Here is a 17,431-nt window from a genome sequence, read left to right as displayed (position 1 = left end):
GGGAAGTTTTGCTTTTATTGTTTGATTCTATACTCTTTAGAGATACAAAGAGAATCTTTACCAATTTCTACATAGGCTTCTATCTGATACCGCCCTAAACTTTCAACACTAAAACTAGGGCTTTGCCATAATCCATCTACAAATTCCGCCTTTCCTAAATCCCTATCTTCTCTAGCAGTATGAGGACGAGTGAGATAAAAATTAACCTTAGCATTACTTTGTATTGCTCCACTTTCTTTTGAAGTTATCCTAATAAAAGCCTGCCGAAATTCCTTTGAAGTTTGCTCTCTTGCACCCTCAAAGTTAATAACATATTTTTTTAAAAACTCTGTTTGCAGTTTTGTAATTTCATTGATATTTTCATCAACATCTTGTGAACTTCTTTGACACATTCTTTGCAATTCAACAGGATTTGTAATAGCAGTTTTAATAGTAAGGACAATCAAGCCTACAACTACTAAAGCAAATAAAAAAATTCCTAAGGGCCAATAATTTTTATTCATTTACTTTTTCTTAAGGATACAAATGCAAATACAATCAATAAAATAAAAAGCATTAAATAAAGTATCATTTTAGTAGTTAATTCAACTCCTTTATTGGTAGTAGAAAAACTATGTTTTAACTCCACTTTATGGAACTGGGCTATTCTATCAGCAATATCCATAAAACCATTTAATAGGAATGCCGAAATGTTTTGTTGGGTAAGCTCTTTATCAGAATTTGGAATTAATGGCACAATATAATCCCAATAGACTTCTTTTTTATCAAACATTTTAGCACTATCCTCTGTGGTGATAATATCAATTTTTTTTTCTTTTTTAACAAAAAATAAAAGAATATAAGGGTTTTTAAGATCCTTTTTGTAGAGTAATTCTTTCTCTTGAAGATTCATCCCCTCTAAATCCTCAAGAGCGACAATATACAAGCCTACACCCGTCTTTTCATAAACTTCATTAGCTAAAACTTCTATAAAATCTGCGGTTTTATCTAAAATTTGATTTTGATTATCTAAAACATAAGATTTGCCATACAAACTTATAGAAAAAAATAGAGCAAAAAACCCTATTTTTAACTTATAGTTCATTGATTAACCAATATAAAGAAGCATATCAGGAATAAATGCAACCGCTATAGAAACTATGATTATAACAATATGTGCTGCAAACAAAATTTTCTCTAAACTGCTAAAGCGAATCATCATTTACCCCTTATTGTATCTTATAATGTTTAGCATTATCCATACTCTTTTTTTCTAATGCACTAGGATTTTCAATAATATAAGGATTATTAACTTGATTTTTTTGCGTTGTTATGGCTAAATAGCCTAAAACAAATACAATAACTAATAATAATGCTACAGAAAGAAAATACCCACTAAGTCCATTAATTCCAAATAATCCATTCATTAAACCACTCCTTAATTTTTATCTGAATAAATAAAATATCCTAATGCTTCTTTTTGGATATCTGTTAGCATTTGGTTTTTAAAAGATGGCATATTCCCTATATGCCCCTTTTTACCCTTTTCTAAAACTTCAGCAACAAAAGTTATGGTTCCATATTTGCTTAAATCTGGAGCTAATCCACCCATACCTTTTCCATCTTCCCCGTGACAAGCACTACAAGTAGCAATATAAAGATCTTTTCCTCTCTGCACTAAATCGGGATATTTTGTCTTCTTAACATCAGAGATTTCAGCCATTATATAAGCAGCAATGGCTTTTTGGGATTCTTCATCATTGGCAACTTCTGGGGATAATTGATTAATGGGTGGCATCTCACCTAGTGGATAATCTAAACCTTTACTCCCTATTTTCATAGTCAAAATAATTCCTTCTTCTCTACCCCAATCTAATAAATTTGCTGCTACACCATTGATACCCTCTGTTGTAATTCCGTGGCATTGGGAGCATTGCACTAAAAACAAATTCTGCCCCATTTTAACAAGTATTTCTGTATCAGCATCTTTCCATTGCTCTTCAAATTTAGCATTATAAGCTTTAACCTCTTGATTATATTCACCAATTTGTGAATAAGAATTTAGTGGATACCCTACAAACCAATACCATAATGCCCAAATAATAAGCACCAAATAAACCAATCCCCAACCAACTGGAATATCATTTTTAAATTCTTTAATTCCATCCCAATCTTCGCTTGTCAGCTCACCTTCAGCCTTACTATTTTTCATTTTTCTAATATAGCTACCAGCAATAAAAATAGTCAAAGCTAGGATTAATATTGCACCAATAAGTGCGAGCTGATTTACACTATCACTTAAGTTAAACCATTCCATTTAGCTTTCCTTTTTTCCTTCTTTTTTATTTCTAATTTCTATGAGATTATCCTCTAAGTTATCATCTAATGCAAGTCTTGCATATTTTTCATAATCAATCTTTCCACTCTTTTGGCTTTTATATAAATGATACACATAAGTATAAAGTAAAATAACCAACAAAAGAGTTATAAACCAATAAGCATAACCTTGAATGATTCGTATAGTCTCATAATCCACTTTAATTAGCCCTTCTTTTTTGTCCCAAGCTATTTAAATAAGCAATTAAAGCGACAATTTGCCTAATCTCTCCTCTTTGTAAAGCAGCTTTTATTTCTGGATCTTTCATATCTTCAACAATTAATTGAGCTTCTGCTAAAATTTCTGCTCTACTAGTTTCCAAATCTCCTAATTTAGGGTTATTTTCTGTATCATAAGGCACACCAAACACAACTTTTTGCGTATAAGCCTCTGCATAAGCAGTATCAACATCAATGTTTTTCTTATAAAGATGAGGGTAAGCTGGCATAATGGAGCCTGGAACAATACCGGCAGGATCTAGCATATGTTGCTCGTGCCAATCTGTTGTTCTATAATCCCCAACACGATGCAAATCAGGACCAGTTCTCTTTGAACCCCATAAAAAAGGTCTATCATAAGCATATTCTCCACTAAGACTATAAGCACCATACCTGTCAGTTTCTGCTTTAAAAGGACGAACAAGTTGTGAGTGGCAAGCATTACAGCTCTCTTTAATGTAAATTTGACGCCCAGCGGTTTCAAGCAAAGTATAAGGTTTTAAATTTTCTGTTGGACGTGATGCTTTTGCAAAATCAGGAAGTATCTCTACCAATCCTGCAATGGAGAATACTAATAAAAATACTACCGTAAAGAAAAATGGGTTTTTTTCTAACCAATGAAACATCTAATCCTCCTTTACGCTGCCATAGGAGTTGCATAATTTGGCTCTCTTTCAAGCTCTCTACTTGCAACAATTGTCATAATAATATTATAAGTAAATATAATAAATCCTAAGAAATATAAGGCACCGCCAATAGCCCTAATAACATAATAAGGCATTAGCACCGTAACGGTATCAATAAAAGAATAGGCTAAAGAACCAAACTCATCGGTGGCTCTCCACATCATACCTTGCGTGATACCTGCAATCCACATACTCGAAAAATATAAAACAATTGCTGCACTTTGAATCCAAAATTGAATATCCATAAGATTTTTAGAGTAAATCTCACGTTTAAATAATCTTGGCGTCATATGATAGCAAGCTGCAATAATTGTAAAACTAACCCAACCAAGTGCTGCATCATGCACATGCCCTATAATCCAATCTGTAAAGTGGGCTAAAGCATTGACAGATTTAATAGATTGAATAGGACCTTCTAAGGTAGTTAGCATATACCAAGTTGAAGCAAGGATTAAAAATTTAATCAAGGGAGATTCTTTTAATTGATGCCATTGCCCTTTCATTGTTAAGAGCATATTAATCGCGGTTCCCCAAGAGGGTAAAATCAAAACAACAGAAAAAATTGATCCCATTGTTTGCATCCAATCTGGAACTGTTGAATAAATAAGGTGATGGCTTCCGGCCCAAATATACACAAACATTAATCCCCAAAACGAAAATAAAGTAAGCTTATAGGAAAATATAGGTTGTCCGGATTCTTTAGGCAAAAAGTAATAAATAATACCAATAATTCCCGAAGTAAAGACAAAAGCAACAGCATTATGCCCAAACCACCATTGAATCATAGCATCATTAGTCCCTGCATAGAAAGAAATGGAATGCAATATAGAACCTACACCAGAGACAAAATAAGTAGGTATAGAAAGATTATTAAAGATATAAAGTGCAGAAATTGCAACAAAAGTGGCTATGAAATACCATAAAGTAATATAAATTGTCTGTTCTCTCCTTAAAGCCATAGAACCAAAAAGACTAAATCCCCATAAAACCCAAACGATAACCACCAAAAGATCTAAAGGCCAAACAAGTTCTGAATACTCTTTAGATTGTGTTAATCCAGCAAATAAACTAATAACTGCTAAAATCATTAAAAGGATATAAAGACAGAAATGCAAATATCCAATAAACCTTAAAAAAGGATATTCATTATAAGAAATCTTTAAGACTCTTTGTCCTACATAATACCAAGTAGCCCAAATACCACTTAGTGTAAAACCATAAATAATGCCATTTGTATGCAATGGTCTAAGTCTTCCAAAAGTTCCAAACTCACCTGCTAGATAATTAAGATTTGGGAACGCCATTTGAAAAGCGATAATAACACCCAATAATAATCCAATAATGCCAAATGCGACAGTTGCAAAAAGAAATAACTTTGCAATGGAGTAATCATACTCTAATGCAGAATTTGATTGCATATACGTTCCTTTCCTACAAAATTTCCCCTGTTTCTAGAGAATAAACCTGATATTTTATTAAAAAAATAATAACCTCTAGCTTAAAGGAGAGATGATAAGATAGTGAAATTTGGATAAAGGATTAAGAGTTAGCTTCTTTTGAATCATCTTCTTTATCTTTTTCGTTTTTTTCATTGGCAGCATAAGGATTAAATTTATCTATCCACTCAGTATATTCAGTTTCAACAATATCGGTTTGACGCAAATGACCAATTTCACCCTCTTTTACAATCTTAAAAGTAAGGGCATTATTGACTTGAGGCACAATAGTATTAAATAATCTTTCAACTTCGTGTTCGTAAGCCCTAAATTTTAATAAAGTTTCTTGTCCTTGCGAACTCCCGCGTATAATCACGCTTGCGTGAAAAGCTGCCTCATTAATATCTTTTAATTTTTTTTCGCCGATATACCATAAATTAACAAGATTATTATATTCTTTTAAGGCTTCTTTGTATTCTTTTAAAGTCTTATCACGTTGCTTTAGGGTATCTGAATAACCCTTTGGGACTGGTTTATTACGGTCTTGATTTTTTACCGCATACGCTTTAGATTGTGAGGTAAATAAATAATTACGTAAATTAGTCATTTTTTGACGAAAAAAACGCATTTTTTTTCTCATCTCATCAACTAATCTTATATAGCTAAGCCTGTCCCGATGTAAAAAGACAAAGTTTTCTGGATCAACTTCTAAAATATTAAAATCCCCAACAATATTATCAGTTACTAAAGAATAACGAGTATAAACTTGATTGCTAGAGCGTAATTCTTTAATATAGACATAATCTGCCTTAATAACACCACCTGCAGAAGCATTAATAAAAGCAAATCTTGCTTCAACCTTGCCTTTCTCTAAAGAATCAATAACAACGGTATGTGCTTTAACATTACCTTGATGTGCGGCAATAAAACAAAAATCTGCATAAATAGTAGATTTAGAATCAACAACACTATTAATTTTCACCATTTTATCAGCTTGCACTTCTTGGATACTATCAAAACTATTAGAAAGAACCAAATTATCACTAATTGCATAAGTATAAGGTCCAACTTCTTTTAAAAACCCATCTTGTGCTGCAAAAAACTTAATAGCAACTTCATCTTCTCTATGTATTCCATTTTTTATCTTTATAGGGCAAGGAGCAATTTTCTCATCAAGAGTGATTTTTTCTCCTTTTAAATTCCTTCCTGCCTTAGAGGGTATTGGTTTAATATATTCGAATAATAAATCCCCTTTTTTAAAAGTCATTAAAAAATTTTTTGTTGTTATAGTTCGTGAAATATTTGAATAAGCAAAATCCTTTTCATCAAAACAAAAATTTAAACTTTCCTCTTTTTTCGGTGTTGGAGCAACACCTACTGCTACATTTAATAAAACTTTTGTAGGATGAGCATCATTAATAACTTGTTTTACAAATTCATTAATTTGAAGCACTAGATTTTTGTATTCTCTAATTTTTATTAAATATCCATTAAGCAACATTGTTTTATAAAGCAAATGATAAATATCAGCCTTTAAGGTATGATGGAATACTAAAGGGGTTCGGCAAGTTAAAATAGCATCAAGACGATACTTTGGGACTTCTTTTAATTCAAAATAAAATTCTTTCTCTGTTTCTGGAAATTTATAAATATCTATGGTATGAAGTTGCTTAATAACTACATCAGCAGTATAATTGGAATCTTTATTAAATATACGCGTATCAGTAACTAATTTTGGAATATTATCATCATTTTTAATACATACAGTCCGTGTATCTAATAAATCAAAATCAAGCTTTACCCCCAGCTCTTCTTCTTTTTGTTGTAGGAACAGAGGAATATTATCAATTCTATTAAATCGTGTTTTTTCAAGCATTACTAGTTATTTTTCCTATTCAATATAATATTGTTTTAGTAAATCATCAAATTTGTTTTCATCTTTTTCTAATTCAGTATCAAGCTTAATAATAGGATTTTTACAAGTAGTGCAACAAATATAAGAATGCTCTCTTTGTAATTCTTTATCTAAAGTATCACAAACCTCATGAACTTTTAAATGGCAAAGGCAAACATAGCGGTGCTTAACCTCATTAGAAATATCATATGCTTCATCTAATATTTTTGTCTTTTGTTGCAAGTTATAAGGCAATTCATTAATCTCTGTTAAACAATTCCGAAAAGCTTCTATTCTCTTATCTTCTTCTAATATATGTTTTAAAAGCCAATGATCAAGAAATTCAAAAAGTTTTACACTCGTTTTGTCAATATCATTAAAGTTAGAAACAATTGCTTTAAGATTTTTCATAAAAACCATATGAGAAGCACGATGCTCCTTAAAAAAGGGATAATTAATACGTTTCATATACTCTTCTTCATCTTTTATATGCTCTTTTGCATAAATTAGAAGTTTTGAAATCAATAGTTTTAATTTAGCTTCTTTAACGGCAGGCTCCATATTAATAATAACTTTTGCTAAACCTACATATTTCATCAACTCTTGGTGTTGAGCATCAAGATGATGATTCTTAATGCTATAATCTGGACTCCACTCTACCATAAGTAATACCTTTTAAAATTCAATAATGTATTAAAGCTATACAGCTTTTATTATTATAACAATATTTTTATGCTTTTAAGATATATTTAATAAATTTCTACAACCTTTTTATAAAACTCTTCAAACCTGCCTTGAAAAATAGCTTCTCTAGCATTCTTTACTAAGCTTAAATAATAAGCTAAATTATGAATACTCGCTAATCGAAAATAGCTCATTTCTCCTGCTCTAAAAAGGTGGTGTAAATAAGCCCTTGTATGATTGGTGCAAGTATAACAAAAACATTCTTCATCTAATGGTTTTGTATCAAGCTTAAACCTAGTAGATTTAATAGCAATCTTTCCCTCACTAGTAAAAAGAGTCCCATTCCTTGCATTTCTTGTTGGCATTACACAATCAAACATATCAACGCCCCTTGCAATAGCTTCTATAATATCTCTAGGTGTTCCAACTCCCATTAAATAACGTGGTTTATCTTTTGGTAAAAATGGAAGCGTAAATTCTAGCGTCTCATACATCATTGCATTAGATTCCCCAACAGCTAATCCCCCAATAGCATATCCATCAAAATCCCCCATTGAGCATAAATCTTTTGCACTTATTTCTCTTAACTCCCTATCAACCCCCCCTTGATTAATAGCAAAAATATGATTATTAAACGCTCTCCCTTCCTCTTGTGCTTGGTATTTCTTAAAATTATGGTATTGAATAGATTCTTCTGCCCAAAGACTTGTTTTATTAATAGATTCTAAAATCCTCTCTCTTGGGGCTGGCAAACCCACTAAATCATCTAAAACCATCATAATATCACTATTTAAATTGTATTGAATATCTAAGACTTTCTTAGGTGTAAAAAAATGCTTGCTCCCATCAATATGGCTTTTAAATAAAATTCCTTCATTAGAAACTTTAACATTATTAGAGAGGCTAAAAGCTTGAAATCCTCCACTATCGGTTAAAAAGTTTTTAGGGAATTTACTAAAATTATGCAATCCCCCTAATTGCCTAATAACTTCATCATTAGGACGCAAATAAAGATGATAAGTGTTAGCTAAAATAATGGGGGCTTTTAGGGCTAATAAATCTATAAAGTCTAAAGCTTTTACACTTGCTTGTGTCCCAACAGGCATAAAAATAGGTGTTAGAACTTCTCCGTGGGCTAATTTTAACATTCCAGCTCTAGCGTTACCACAGACTTGCTGTAAATTAAATTCCATTTTTAACCTTTTTTTGCTACATTTTCAAGATTTTTTGATAAGGCTTAAGAATGAGAAAAGTGCTTTTAATTTTAGATGGAATTGTAGCAAAAGAATTTGTAGCTACCCTTACTCATAAGCATTTTGATAAAAACTCTTATATCTTTGTCTCTTTAGATAAAGAACTTTTGCCCGCTCATTCAAAACATAATGAGACTTACCAATTTGACCCTTGCTCTTCGCACCGATTAAAAGAGATTTTAACGCCCCAAATCACAGATTGCTACATCATTACAGACCAAGTTCAAGAAAGAGCCATTATTTACACAATTATTCGTAAATTTAGCAAAAATATCCAAATTCACCTCTTAGGCAAAATACCTTTAGATGAAGAGGATAATCACCTTATAATGATTAATGAAGCAGCCTTTTTAAGTGCAAAACTCTTTGAAAACTTTCCAAACACTCCAAGGATAGCAAAAAATATCGGACTGCAAGAGGGTGAAATTATGCAAGTTAATGTTCCCTTTGGTAGCCCTTATGCTTATCGTCCTTTTGGTATTATAAAGCAAAAAAAATGGAAAATTGCAGCGATTTATCGCTCTAATGAACTCATCTTACCAAAATACTCTACTACCATACTCCCTAATGATTCTTTGCTTTTAGTCGGTGATCCAACAACACTTTGGGATATTTACCGCCGAATCAAAGAAGAAGTAGGGCAATTCCCCACACCTTTTGGGAAAGATATTGTTTTATATATTGATATGCTCCATTGCCAATACCTAGATTCTTGTATTCAACAAACCTTATGGCTTTTTAATAAGTTTAAAAATAAACGATTGCATTTGTGTTTTTTTAACGCTAATTCTTTTGAAAAGCTTGAATCTTTAAAAAACAATCCTGCCTTAAATAAAGACAATATTGCTTGGGGTGTAGAATTTTATGAAAATTCGCTTATAAAAATTATTCAAAAAGATAAAAAAGCTAAAAATATTGGATTAATTTTGCTAGAAAGCTCCCTTTTAAAAAAATACCAAACTTTTCTCTTTAGTCTAGGGATTCCTCTACTTAAACTTAACAATACCGCCTTAGATAGCCTTAAAACTAGTGTTGTTATTATCCCAAAAAACACAGAAGAAGCCGAAAAAATCTCCTCTGTGGTTTTTGATTTTTCAACGCAAATAGGCTTACAAATAAAACTTTATGATTTTGATCCTGATGGAAACTACCACAAAGAAGCCATTAACTATTATGAGCATACTGCAAAAATCTTTGATAAAAAAATAGAAATTTTACGCTCTAATACGATAAACCCAATATTTTGGCTTAATAGAGAAAAACAGATTCTACAAATCCTCCCGCTTAAAAATACCAAAAAATCCATTTGGTCATCCCTAACAGATGCAGAGAGCCTAAGTGTTAAGCTCTCTAATATACCGCAGCTTTTTATTCCCTTATCTATTTAACTATTGCATAAGCGTAATAAGCTCATTAATACTTGCCTCATAGCTAAACACCTCATTATGATCTTGCTTTAAATAATTTTCCATTCCCTCTTTTTTGCTAATGGCTTCATCTAATTCTTTATCACTTCCCATTTGGTAAGCACCAATACGAATTAAAACTTCATTTTCTTTTAACAAAGAATAAAATCTCCTAAACTTCCTTGCTGCTTGTATGTGTTCTTGTGTGGCAATATCATTCATTAATCTTGAAGCGGAATTTAAAATATTAATAGGGGGATAAATACCAAAATCTGTCAAGTTTCTATCTAAGAGGATATGCCCATCTAAAATACTACGACTTTGATCGGCAATAGGATCACTCATATCATCCCCCTCTACTAAAACCGTGAAATATGCGGTGATAGAGCCTTGATTATTTTCTTTCCCTGCTCTTTCCATAAGTTGTGGCAATAATGTTAAAACAGAGGGCGGATAGCCTTTACTTGTAGGTGGTTCACCTAAGGCTAATCCAATCTCTCTTTGTGCCATAGCAAAACGCGTTACAGAATCCATCATAAAAAGCACATCTTCACCCTTATTTTTGAAATATTCTGCAATACTCATTGCAGCAAATGCACCATATTTACGCATTAAAGGAGAGTCATCACTTGTAGCTACCACTAAAACGGTATTAGTTAAGTCTCCCCCTAAATTTTTCTCTACAAATTCTGGGACTTCCCTTCCTCGCTCACCAATTAGGGCAACCACTTTAATCTTAGCGCTTGCACCCCTTACTATCATCCCCATTAAAGTAGATTTTCCAACTCCACTTCCGGCAAATATTCCAAGCTTTTGTCCTTTTCCACAGGTTAAAAGCCCATCAATACTTTTAACCCCTACATTAAAAACCTCATTGATCATTCCTCGCTTCATAGCAGCAATAGGAGGGCGAATAATAGGCATAGAACCCTCTGCTCTTAATTCTCCCTTGCCATCAATAGGTTCTCCTAAAGGATTAATTACCCTACCTAAAAGCTCATTCCCAACAGGGATTTGTAATCCTTTAGTATTAAGATACACCTTATCCCCAACCTTAGTGCCTTCAACAAAAGAAAAGGGTGTGATTTTAAAACTGCTCTCCTCTAAAGCACTCACCATCCCTATGGTAGCATTATTATCTTCATTAACGATTTTTACAATATCACCAATGCTAGGGGATAAGCCATTAGCTAATAAGAATCCTTGCTCAACTTTAATAATAACACCAAAAGTGGGGGAAAGATTAAGTCTATTTAACTTTTCTTTGATATTTTCTAATGCCATTTGCACTCTTTATTGACAAAATCACGATGAAGTAAGATTTTAATATATTTTTATTAAAATTCTTCTATAAAAGCAATAAGGACAATCATGGCAACAATTAGTGTATTTGGAGGTGGTGCTTGGGGGAGAGCTTTAGCCTCTGCTTTTAGGCATAAAAATGAGACTTTTATCATCTCAAGAAAAAACCTTAATCTTCCTTATCAAATCACTCAAGAAGAAGCACAAAAAAGTGATTTTTTCATCGTTGCAATATCCTCTAATGCTCTGCCCTCTTGGCTTAGCACTTCTCCTTTACCAAAAGATTCTAAGATTTTAGTCGCATCAAAAGGCATTACTAATGGGCTATTTGTGAGTGATATTTTTGAAAAGTTTTACGCCCAAGCAACACCTAGTTTTTTAGCAGGACCTAGCTTTGCTAAGGAAGTTTCAGACAACTTACCTTGTGCGCTTAATATTCATTCCTACAAATTAGAATACGCTAAAGAATGGTTACCTTTATTCCCAAATTTTATCAAACCCTATGCTAATGATGATGTAATTGGCGGAGAGATTGCTGGGGCTTATAAAAATGTTATTGCCATTGCTAGCGGGATTTGTGAGGGTTTAAAGCTTGGTAATAACGCAAAGGCTTCTTTAGTGGCTAGAGGATTGGTAGAAATGTCTCGCTTTGGTCAATTCTTTGGTGCTAAAGAAGAGACTTTTTTAGGATTATCAGGAGCTGGAGATTTGTTTTTAACCTCTAATTCTACCTTATCAAGAAATTTTCGTGTGGGTCTTGGGTTATCTGAAGGTAAATCTTTAGAGAACATTTTAAAAGAAATTCAAGAGATAGCTGAGGGGATTTATACCGCTAAAGAAATCTATTCCCTAGCACAAAAGCACAATATTTACACCCCTATTGCCAAGGAAGTTGCTTTAATTATACAAGGTAAAAATCCCAAAGAAAGCCTCTTGGCATTAATGAATCGTTAAAAACAAACTAAACTTCTCTATAAGCTTAATTTCTTTTAAATCCTATGCAACCCCTCTAACAATTGTGCCACTACAATAAACTCCTCGCTAGATTGTGTGGCAATATCTTCACTTAAAGTTGCAGTTTCTAATTTTGTTAAAATCTCCCTACTAATACTTACTACCTCTTTAACCTTTGCTTGAGTTAGAATCTGTGTTTTTCCAACAAATTTTTCTAATCCACCAATTAGCATAATGACTTAAAAGATAAGCCATTTTTTGGATACGCATCCTTTGATTGTTAGCAGTATCTATTTTGAAGTATTAGCCTCTAAAATTTTATCCCCATGAAGCTTATTAGAGAGGTTTAATCCTCTATGGAGCTTTTAAAAATATCCATTTATCAAAAATAGAATCTAATTTGGCTTATGATTATCACTAAAGCACAAAATATCAAGATTAGTTTCAAACTCCTTTAAAGCAGGATTTAAATGTGTAAAATCCTTGCTGTTTTGAAAATTTATTTTAATGATAAATTGCCAATTACAATAAGACCAGTCGTAATTTTTGCTATCTTATATCCTGTTTAAAAATCATTTGGAGTTTATCTTCATCTAAAATTTCAATTTTACCTACTTTATTAGTCTGTATAATCCCCTCACGATGAAGTTTTTTGAGTATTCTTGAGAGGGTTTCTGGCTGAATATTCAAAAATGCCGCACTTTCATTCTTTCTATGAATATTAAAATCCTTTAAATGAAATTTTAAAGCATACGCTACTTTAGCTGTGCTATCAAAAACTAATTCTCTTTGAATAAGCTCTTCATATAAAGTCATCTTTTTTAATAACTCTTTAAAGAAAACTTGCAAGATTTTTGGATAATCCCCCAAAAGAATATTAAATTTTTCAGCTTCAAAGCAAGCGACAAGGGATTCCACTTTGCATTCTACATTCGCAAAAGATTTTGTCTTAAAGTCTTGCTTATAATCAATCAAAAATCCTTCTTTTAAAAACCCTAAAAAAATTTCTCCATCAAAACGATTAACTTTATAAATCTTTGCTTCGCCTTGTAATAAAAAATAAAGAGAGGAGATTTTCTCCTCTTCATAAAGAATAAGCTCTCCTTTTTGGTATCTTTTTATCCGCATAATTTCTTTTAAAGCTGAAATTTCCTCTTTAGGCAAAGAGCTAAAAGGATAAAACTCCTCTAAAACTTCCAAAAAATTACTCCATCAATACCCTTTTTTGCAGCCTCTTTAATCTCTTCTTCTTTGCTAATTACCAACAAAACTTTAGAATCAAAGAGATAAGTCTCTGCTAAGTGCTGCAAATCTCTTGCTATTTGTAAATTTCTAGTCATTAAAAACTTTGCTCCTAGATTCACTAGCAATAAGGCCTTAGTAATATCTGTTACCATAGAGGCATACTCTACATTAGCTTCAAAACAAAATTTTGCTAACTCTAAATTTTCGTCTAATATCAAAAAATCTGTAGGCAAAGAATTTTGAATATCCTCTTTACTTTTTATTAAAACAAGCTGCAAAGGCTTAATAAAAGGATGATTTAAAATAAGCATTATTTTCCTTTATTTTAAACAACATTCTTTAGAGCAATAATATTTACCACTTTGGATAATAGCCTCTTTACTTGAGACATAAATCCCACATTTTTCACATTCAACCATAATTTCTTCTTGTTTTTTAGGGCTTTCTTTTCTATGGGGTTTGCGGATAAAAAAGTAATAAATGCCTACAATCAAAGCCAAGATTAATAACCATTGCATAATGATTCTCCTTTGAATACAAGATAATGTCTTAAGCCTCTTTGGTATTGCTTAAATTCTAGAGATTCCATCATTTCAGTTTGAACCCTACTTCCTTTATAAAGCAATATTAAAGTTTCCTTATGGATTAAATGCCTAACCTTTGTTACAAAGGAAGAAAGCTTAAAAGTCGCCCTAGAGGTTATGAAATCTATGCTTTTATGATACCTAGTTTCCTCTACCCTTTGACGCAAAATTTCAAAATTCTCTAAAGCTAATTGTGCTTTTAAATTTTGTAAAAAAGCAGCCTTTTTAGCATTAGGCTCACACAAAATCACAGGTATTTTTAGGACAATTCCAAGAGGGACTGCTGGGAACCCATTCCCGCTTCCTACATCAAAAAGCATCTTTTTTTCTGTTAGATTAAGGGTTTGAATGCTTAGAGGATGCAAAGAATCCTCTATATTCTTTAAGATCTCTTTAGAATCTCTAGCTCCACTTAAATTATGAATTTTATTCCATTTTTGTAAAAACTCCTTATAGGATTCTAGCTTTTCTAAGCTCTCTAAAGGTAATGCTAAATTCATAGTATTAACATTCCATCGCCATAAGAATAAAAACGATACTTCTCTTTAATCGCCTCTTTATAAATCCTTTGCATCTCCTCTAATCCAACAAAAGAAGCTACAAGCATTAGAAGTGTAGTTTTAGGTAAATGAAAGTTTGTTAAAAGTGCTTTAGTTAATAGGGGCTTATTAGGTAAATGCAAAAATAAATCGCATTCTCCACGCCCATATCCTGTTAATCCAAAATATTCTACTACTCTAGTAGCCGTCGTGCCAATAGCAGTAATATGGGTAGCTTCAGAAATTTTTTGCTGGCTTTCTTGAGAGATATAAAAAGATTCCTTATGGATTTTATGCTCTAAAATATTATCAACACTTACACCCATAAAAGTTCCAGCCCCTATATGCAAGGTTACATAAGTGTGTTTAAAGTTTTGGGTTAAAGCATTAAAAGTTCCTTCACTAAAATGCAAAGAAGCCGTTGGAGCGGCAATAGCTCCTAGGTGTTTAGCAAAAACTGCATTATAATCCTCCCTATCTTGTATTTTAGTTTCCCTTTTAATGTAAGGAGGGAGAGGGATATGTCCATATTGCTCTAAAAAAGCAAAAAACTTTTCTTTTTTTAAAGGCTTTAAAACCCCATCTGCCACTTCAAAAAATCTCACCTCTTTAAACCCCATTCCCTTATCTTTTATAATCTCTGCAATAATATTCCCCACAAAGGCGATTCTTTCTCCCTCTTTAAGTCTCCCCTTGCATTGTAGCAAATAAGAATTACTCTCTAATTCCTTATGAAAAAGTGCTTCAATCTTTGCCCCCTGCTGACTTATCTTAGAATCTTTTAATACCTTTTTTCCATAGAATCTAGCAGGAATAACTTTTGTATCATTAAAAACTAAAAGTGTATCTTGAGGCAAAAAGTTAGCAAAATTCCAAAAATTACTATGAATGATGTTTTTATCCCTGCGGTTATAAACTAAAAGTTTAGCGTTTTCTTTAGGGTTTGCAGGATATTTAGCAATAAGCTCTTTAGGCAGTATATAATCATAACTTCGCAAAGATAATACATCCACTATTTTTACCTTACTCTTGTGCTTCCTTATAAGGATTAACCATTTTTGCGATTAATATAGAAAGTCCATAAAGCAAAGTTAAAGGAATTGCCATTAAAAATTGAGAGAGTATATCAGGGGGCGTTAGAATAGCCGCTAACACAAAGATAAAAACAATGGCGTATTTGAAATATTCTTTTAATGTCCTATCTGTAATCAACCCAATTTTTGCTAAAAAGAAAGTTATAATAGGCAGTTCAAAAGAGATTCCAAAACCTACCATAAGCTTTGCAAAAAAGCTTACATACTCTCCAATACTGGGTAATGCGGTAAAAAGTTGAGTTCCAAAGTTAATCAAATAGGTAAAGCCAATAGGAAAAGCCACATAATACGCAAACGCACAACCACATAAAAAGAAAAAAGTCCCAAAAATCACAAAAGGGACTACCATTTTTTTCTCATTGTCATAAAGACCTGGTGCTACAAAAGCCCAAATTTGATAAAAAATAACCGGCAATGCAAAAATGAAACCACTAAAAAAAGCCACCTTTATAGCGGTAAAAAAAGCTTCCCCTACTTGTGTGAAAATAACACTTTCTTGCCCATTAGGGAGTGCAACACTAAGAGGTGCTATCATCCATTCTAAAATAATCTCCCAAAAATAAAAGGAGACACTAAAAGTAACCATTAAAGCAATCGTAATATTAATAAGACATTTACGCAAATCTTGTATATGAGGCTTTAAATCTTCAAGCATTTTTCTCCCTATCACCTAATATAAATAGTAATATCAAACCTCTATTTTTTTAATTCTTGCTCTGTGGCTAACACTTCTTGAATAAACACATCAATAAGTTCAGATTCTTTATATTTACCGACAATCTCACCCCTTTTGATAATTAACCCATCTCCATTACCAAAAGCAATAGCTACATCAGCGTGTTTAGCCTCTCCCAAAGCATTCACTGCACAACCCATAATAGAAAGCTGCATAGGGGTTTTTATAGTTGGCATTCTTTGTTTAATTTCTTGGAGTAAAGGCACTAAATCCGCTTGTAATCTCCCACAAGTTGGGCAAGAAATATAAGTAATACCCTCTTTTTGTCTGCCACTATAACGCAAAATAGAACGCGCTACCTCCACTTCTTTTTCTAGCTCCCCGGTAATAGAAACTCTCATAGTATCGCCAATACCCTCTAACAAAAGCCCACCAAGAGCCATAGAACTTTTAATCATCGAAGATTCTAGATCTCCCGCTTCTGTAACCCCTAGATGAAAGGGATAATCCACAAGAGGGCGAAGCATTCTATAAGCCTCTAAAGTCCTCTCCACATCACTAGCTTTAAGGGAGACTTTAAGATTGCTAAAACCAAAATCCTCTAAAAGCTTGATATTATAAAGTGCAGATTCCACCATTCCCTTAGGGGTAGCACCATATTTATTTTCAAAAGCTCTCTCCAAACTTCCCGCATTGACCCCTATTCTAATAGGTATATCCCGTTGCTTACAAGCATCCACAACCGCTTTTATTTTCTCTTTTGAACCAATATTTCCGGGATTTATACGAATGCAATCCACACTCTCTGCGGCAATAAGTGCAAATTTATAGCGAAAATGAATATCAGCGACTAAAGGAAGGGAGATACAAGTTTTTAATTCTTTTAGGGCTTTAGCATCCTCCTCATCACTTACTGCTACACGAACAATATCGCAACCTGCAAACATTAAGCGATCAATTTGCTCTTTAGTTGCTTTTATATCTGCAGTCTTTGAATAAGTCATACTTTGCACAGAAATTGGGGAATTCCCGCCTATTTTTACTCCTCCAACTTGTATTTCTCTAGTAGGGTAACGATTAGAAGTTTGCATTATTTATTCCTAT

At 32.6% G+C, this 17,431-nt stretch carries 21 protein-coding genes; 2 read left to right on the top strand and 19 right to left on the bottom strand.

What is annotated here, in order from left to right:
* Positions 1-14: 14 nt before the first annotated feature.
* The 10 genes from LS72_RS05540 to tgt form a co-directional block, all read right to left on the bottom strand.
* Complete coding sequence (locus LS72_RS05540) at positions 15-503, bottom strand: hypothetical protein (protein ID WP_034552366.1); 489 nt, start codon at positions 501-503, stop codon at positions 15-17.
* Positions 500-1,084 carry a hypothetical protein gene (locus tag LS72_RS05535; protein ID WP_034552364.1) on the bottom strand — a complete coding sequence of 195 codons (585 nt, stop codon included), beginning with the start codon at positions 1,082-1,084 and terminating at the stop codon, positions 500-502. The genes LS72_RS05540 and LS72_RS05535 overlap by 4 nt, the downstream gene beginning before the upstream one ends.
* 124 nt (positions 1,085-1,208) lie before the next feature.
* Positions 1,209-1,406, bottom strand: a complete 198-nt coding sequence (locus LS72_RS05530) for a DUF4006 family protein (RefSeq protein WP_034552362.1) — start codon at positions 1,404-1,406, stop codon at positions 1,209-1,211.
* A gap of 11 nt (positions 1,407-1,417) precedes the next feature.
* Positions 1,418-2,296: a c-type cytochrome gene (locus tag LS72_RS05525; RefSeq protein WP_034552360.1), complete on the bottom strand. Its 879-nt coding sequence runs from the start codon at positions 2,294-2,296 to the stop codon at positions 1,418-1,420.
* Positions 2,297-2,515: a cytochrome c oxidase, cbb3-type, CcoQ subunit gene (locus LS72_RS05520; RefSeq protein ID WP_034552357.1), complete on the bottom strand. Its 219-nt coding sequence runs from the start codon at positions 2,513-2,515 to the stop codon at positions 2,297-2,299.
* A 1-nt stretch (position 2,516) separates the two neighbouring features.
* The gene (gene ccoO / locus LS72_RS05515) at positions 2,517-3,200 is read right to left on the bottom strand and encodes a cytochrome-c oxidase, cbb3-type subunit II (RefSeq protein ID WP_034552354.1); all 684 of its coding nucleotides are present in this window, start codon (positions 3,198-3,200) and stop codon (positions 2,517-2,519) included.
* 11 nt (positions 3,201-3,211) lie between these two features.
* A complete protein-coding gene (ccoN, locus tag LS72_RS05510; RefSeq protein ID WP_034552352.1) occupies positions 3,212-4,678 on the bottom strand; it encodes a cytochrome-c oxidase, cbb3-type subunit I in 1,467 nt (488 codons plus the stop codon).
* 121 nt (positions 4,679-4,799) lie between these two features.
* Entirely contained in the window at positions 4,800-6,572 is a 1,773-nt protein-coding gene (locus tag LS72_RS05505; protein WP_138155159.1) for a flagellar assembly protein A, read from the bottom strand.
* 15 nt (positions 6,573-6,587) lie between these two features.
* Positions 6,588-7,253 carry a bacteriohemerythrin gene (locus tag LS72_RS05500; RefSeq protein WP_034553490.1) on the bottom strand — a complete coding sequence of 222 codons (666 nt, stop codon included), beginning with the start codon at positions 7,251-7,253 and terminating at the stop codon, positions 6,588-6,590.
* Between the two features lie 86 nt (positions 7,254-7,339).
* Complete coding sequence (tgt, locus tag LS72_RS05495) at positions 7,340-8,467, bottom strand: tRNA guanosine(34) transglycosylase Tgt (RefSeq protein ID WP_034553492.1); 1,128 nt, start codon at positions 8,465-8,467, stop codon at positions 7,340-7,342.
* A 50-nt stretch (positions 8,468-8,517) separates the two neighbouring features.
* Between tgt and LS72_RS05490 the strand changes: the two genes are divergently transcribed.
* Complete coding sequence (locus LS72_RS05490; protein WP_034553494.1) at positions 8,518-9,915, top strand: hypothetical protein; 1,398 nt, start codon at positions 8,518-8,520, stop codon at positions 9,913-9,915.
* Here the strand turns inward: LS72_RS05490 and fliI are convergent, their stop codons facing one another.
* A complete protein-coding gene (gene fliI, locus LS72_RS05485) occupies positions 9,916-11,217 on the bottom strand; it encodes a flagellar protein export ATPase FliI (protein WP_034553496.1) in 1,302 nt (433 codons plus the stop codon).
* Between the two features lie 87 nt (positions 11,218-11,304).
* Here fliI and LS72_RS05480 point away from each other — a divergent pair, with 87 nt between their 5' ends.
* A complete protein-coding gene (locus tag LS72_RS05480) occupies positions 11,305-12,189 on the top strand; it encodes an NAD(P)H-dependent glycerol-3-phosphate dehydrogenase (protein WP_034553498.1) in 885 nt (294 codons plus the stop codon).
* A gap of 35 nt (positions 12,190-12,224) precedes the next feature.
* Here LS72_RS05480 and LS72_RS05475 read toward each other — a convergent pair whose 3' ends face one another.
* The 8 genes from LS72_RS05475 to ispG all read right to left on the bottom strand — a co-directional run bounded on the left by LS72_RS05475 (position 12,225) and on the right by ispG (position 17,418).
* A complete protein-coding gene (locus LS72_RS05475) occupies positions 12,225-12,422 on the bottom strand; it encodes a hypothetical protein (protein ID WP_034553499.1) in 198 nt (65 codons plus the stop codon).
* Between the two features lie 316 nt (positions 12,423-12,738).
* Positions 12,739-13,389, bottom strand: coding sequence for a Crp/Fnr family transcriptional regulator (locus tag LS72_RS05470; protein WP_034553500.1), 651 nt, complete (start codon positions 13,387-13,389; stop codon positions 12,739-12,741).
* Positions 13,377-13,745 (bottom strand): hypothetical protein, encoded by a 369-nt coding sequence (locus LS72_RS05465; protein ID WP_034553501.1) that lies wholly within the window; start codon positions 13,743-13,745, stop codon positions 13,377-13,379. The genes LS72_RS05470 and LS72_RS05465 overlap by 13 nt, the downstream gene beginning before the upstream one ends.
* Positions 13,746-13,754: 9 nt before the next feature.
* Positions 13,755-13,952: a PP0621 family protein gene (locus LS72_RS05460; protein WP_194145564.1), complete on the bottom strand. Its 198-nt coding sequence runs from the start codon at positions 13,950-13,952 to the stop codon at positions 13,755-13,757.
* Positions 13,937-14,518, bottom strand: a complete 582-nt coding sequence (gene rsmG / locus LS72_RS05455; RefSeq protein ID WP_034553503.1) for a 16S rRNA (guanine(527)-N(7))-methyltransferase RsmG — start codon at positions 14,516-14,518, stop codon at positions 13,937-13,939. The genes LS72_RS05460 and rsmG overlap by 16 nt, the downstream gene beginning before the upstream one ends.
* Entirely contained in the window at positions 14,515-15,570 is a 1,056-nt protein-coding gene (queA, locus tag LS72_RS05450) for a tRNA preQ1(34) S-adenosylmethionine ribosyltransferase-isomerase QueA (protein ID WP_034553504.1), read from the bottom strand. Before queA ends, rsmG begins: the two co-directional genes overlap by 4 nt.
* A gap of 10 nt (positions 15,571-15,580) precedes the next feature.
* Complete coding sequence (tatC, locus tag LS72_RS05445) at positions 15,581-16,306, bottom strand: twin-arginine translocase subunit TatC (RefSeq protein WP_034553506.1); 726 nt, start codon at positions 16,304-16,306, stop codon at positions 15,581-15,583.
* Positions 16,307-16,347: 41 nt separating this feature from the next.
* Entirely contained in the window at positions 16,348-17,418 is a 1,071-nt protein-coding gene (gene ispG / locus LS72_RS05440) for a flavodoxin-dependent (E)-4-hydroxy-3-methylbut-2-enyl-diphosphate synthase (protein WP_034553507.1), read from the bottom strand.
* Positions 17,419-17,431 lie beyond the last annotated feature (13 nt).

This window comes from Helicobacter apodemus (assembly GCF_000765745.2).
GTDB classification, from domain to species: domain Bacteria; phylum Campylobacterota; class Campylobacteria; order Campylobacterales; family Helicobacteraceae; genus Helicobacter_D; species Helicobacter_D apodemus.
This window is presented reverse-complemented; position numbering and strand designations above follow the sequence as displayed.

What these genes read in the sequence shown, in the direction of transcription:
- ispG (WP_034553507.1), bottom strand. Translation starts at nt 17,418, where the DNA reads ATGCAAACTTCTAATCGTTACCCTACTAGAGAAATACAAGTTGGAGGA.
- LS72_RS05465 (WP_034553501.1), bottom strand. Translation starts at nt 13,745, where the DNA reads ATGCTTATTTTAAATCATCCTTTTATTAAGCCTTTGCAGCTTGTTTTA.
- ccoO (WP_034552354.1), bottom strand. Translation starts at nt 3,200, where the DNA reads ATGTTTCATTGGTTAGAAAAAAACCCATTTTTCTTTACGGTAGTATTT.
- tgt (WP_034553492.1), bottom strand. Translation starts at nt 8,467, where the DNA reads ATGGAATTTAATTTACAGCAAGTCTGTGGTAACGCTAGAGCTGGAATG.
- LS72_RS05540 (WP_034552366.1), bottom strand. Translation starts at nt 503, where the DNA reads ATGAATAAAAATTATTGGCCCTTAGGAATTTTTTTATTTGCTTTAGTA.
- rsmG (WP_034553503.1), bottom strand. Translation starts at nt 14,518, where the DNA reads ATGAATTTAGCATTACCTTTAGAGAGCTTAGAAAAGCTAGAATCCTAT.
- LS72_RS05525 (WP_034552360.1), bottom strand. Translation starts at nt 2,296, where the DNA reads ATGGAATGGTTTAACTTAAGTGATAGTGTAAATCAGCTCGCACTTATT.
- LS72_RS05490 (WP_034553494.1), top strand. Translation starts at nt 8,518, where the DNA reads ATGAGAAAAGTGCTTTTAATTTTAGATGGAATTGTAGCAAAAGAATTT.
- LS72_RS05505 (WP_138155159.1), bottom strand. Translation starts at nt 6,572, where the DNA reads ATGCTTGAAAAAACACGATTTAATAGAATTGATAATATTCCTCTGTTC.
- LS72_RS05460 (WP_194145564.1), bottom strand. Translation starts at nt 13,952, where the DNA reads ATGCAATGGTTATTAATCTTGGCTTTGATTGTAGGCATTTATTACTTT.
- fliI (WP_034553496.1), bottom strand. Translation starts at nt 11,217, where the DNA reads ATGGCATTAGAAAATATCAAAGAAAAGTTAAATAGACTTAATCTTTCC.
- LS72_RS05480 (WP_034553498.1), top strand. Translation starts at nt 11,305, where the DNA reads ATGGCAACAATTAGTGTATTTGGAGGTGGTGCTTGGGGGAGAGCTTTA.
- ccoN (WP_034552352.1), bottom strand. Translation starts at nt 4,678, where the DNA reads ATGCAATCAAATTCTGCATTAGAGTATGATTACTCCATTGCAAAGTTA.
- LS72_RS05475 (WP_034553499.1), bottom strand. Translation starts at nt 12,422, where the DNA reads ATGCTAATTGGTGGATTAGAAAAATTTGTTGGAAAAACACAGATTCTA.
- LS72_RS05535 (WP_034552364.1), bottom strand. Translation starts at nt 1,084, where the DNA reads ATGAACTATAAGTTAAAAATAGGGTTTTTTGCTCTATTTTTTTCTATA.
- LS72_RS05500 (WP_034553490.1), bottom strand. Translation starts at nt 7,253, where the DNA reads ATGGTAGAGTGGAGTCCAGATTATAGCATTAAGAATCATCATCTTGAT.
- LS72_RS05530 (WP_034552362.1), bottom strand. Translation starts at nt 1,406, where the DNA reads ATGAATGGATTATTTGGAATTAATGGACTTAGTGGGTATTTTCTTTCT.
- tatC (WP_034553506.1), bottom strand. Translation starts at nt 16,306, where the DNA reads ATGCTTGAAGATTTAAAGCCTCATATACAAGATTTGCGTAAATGTCTT.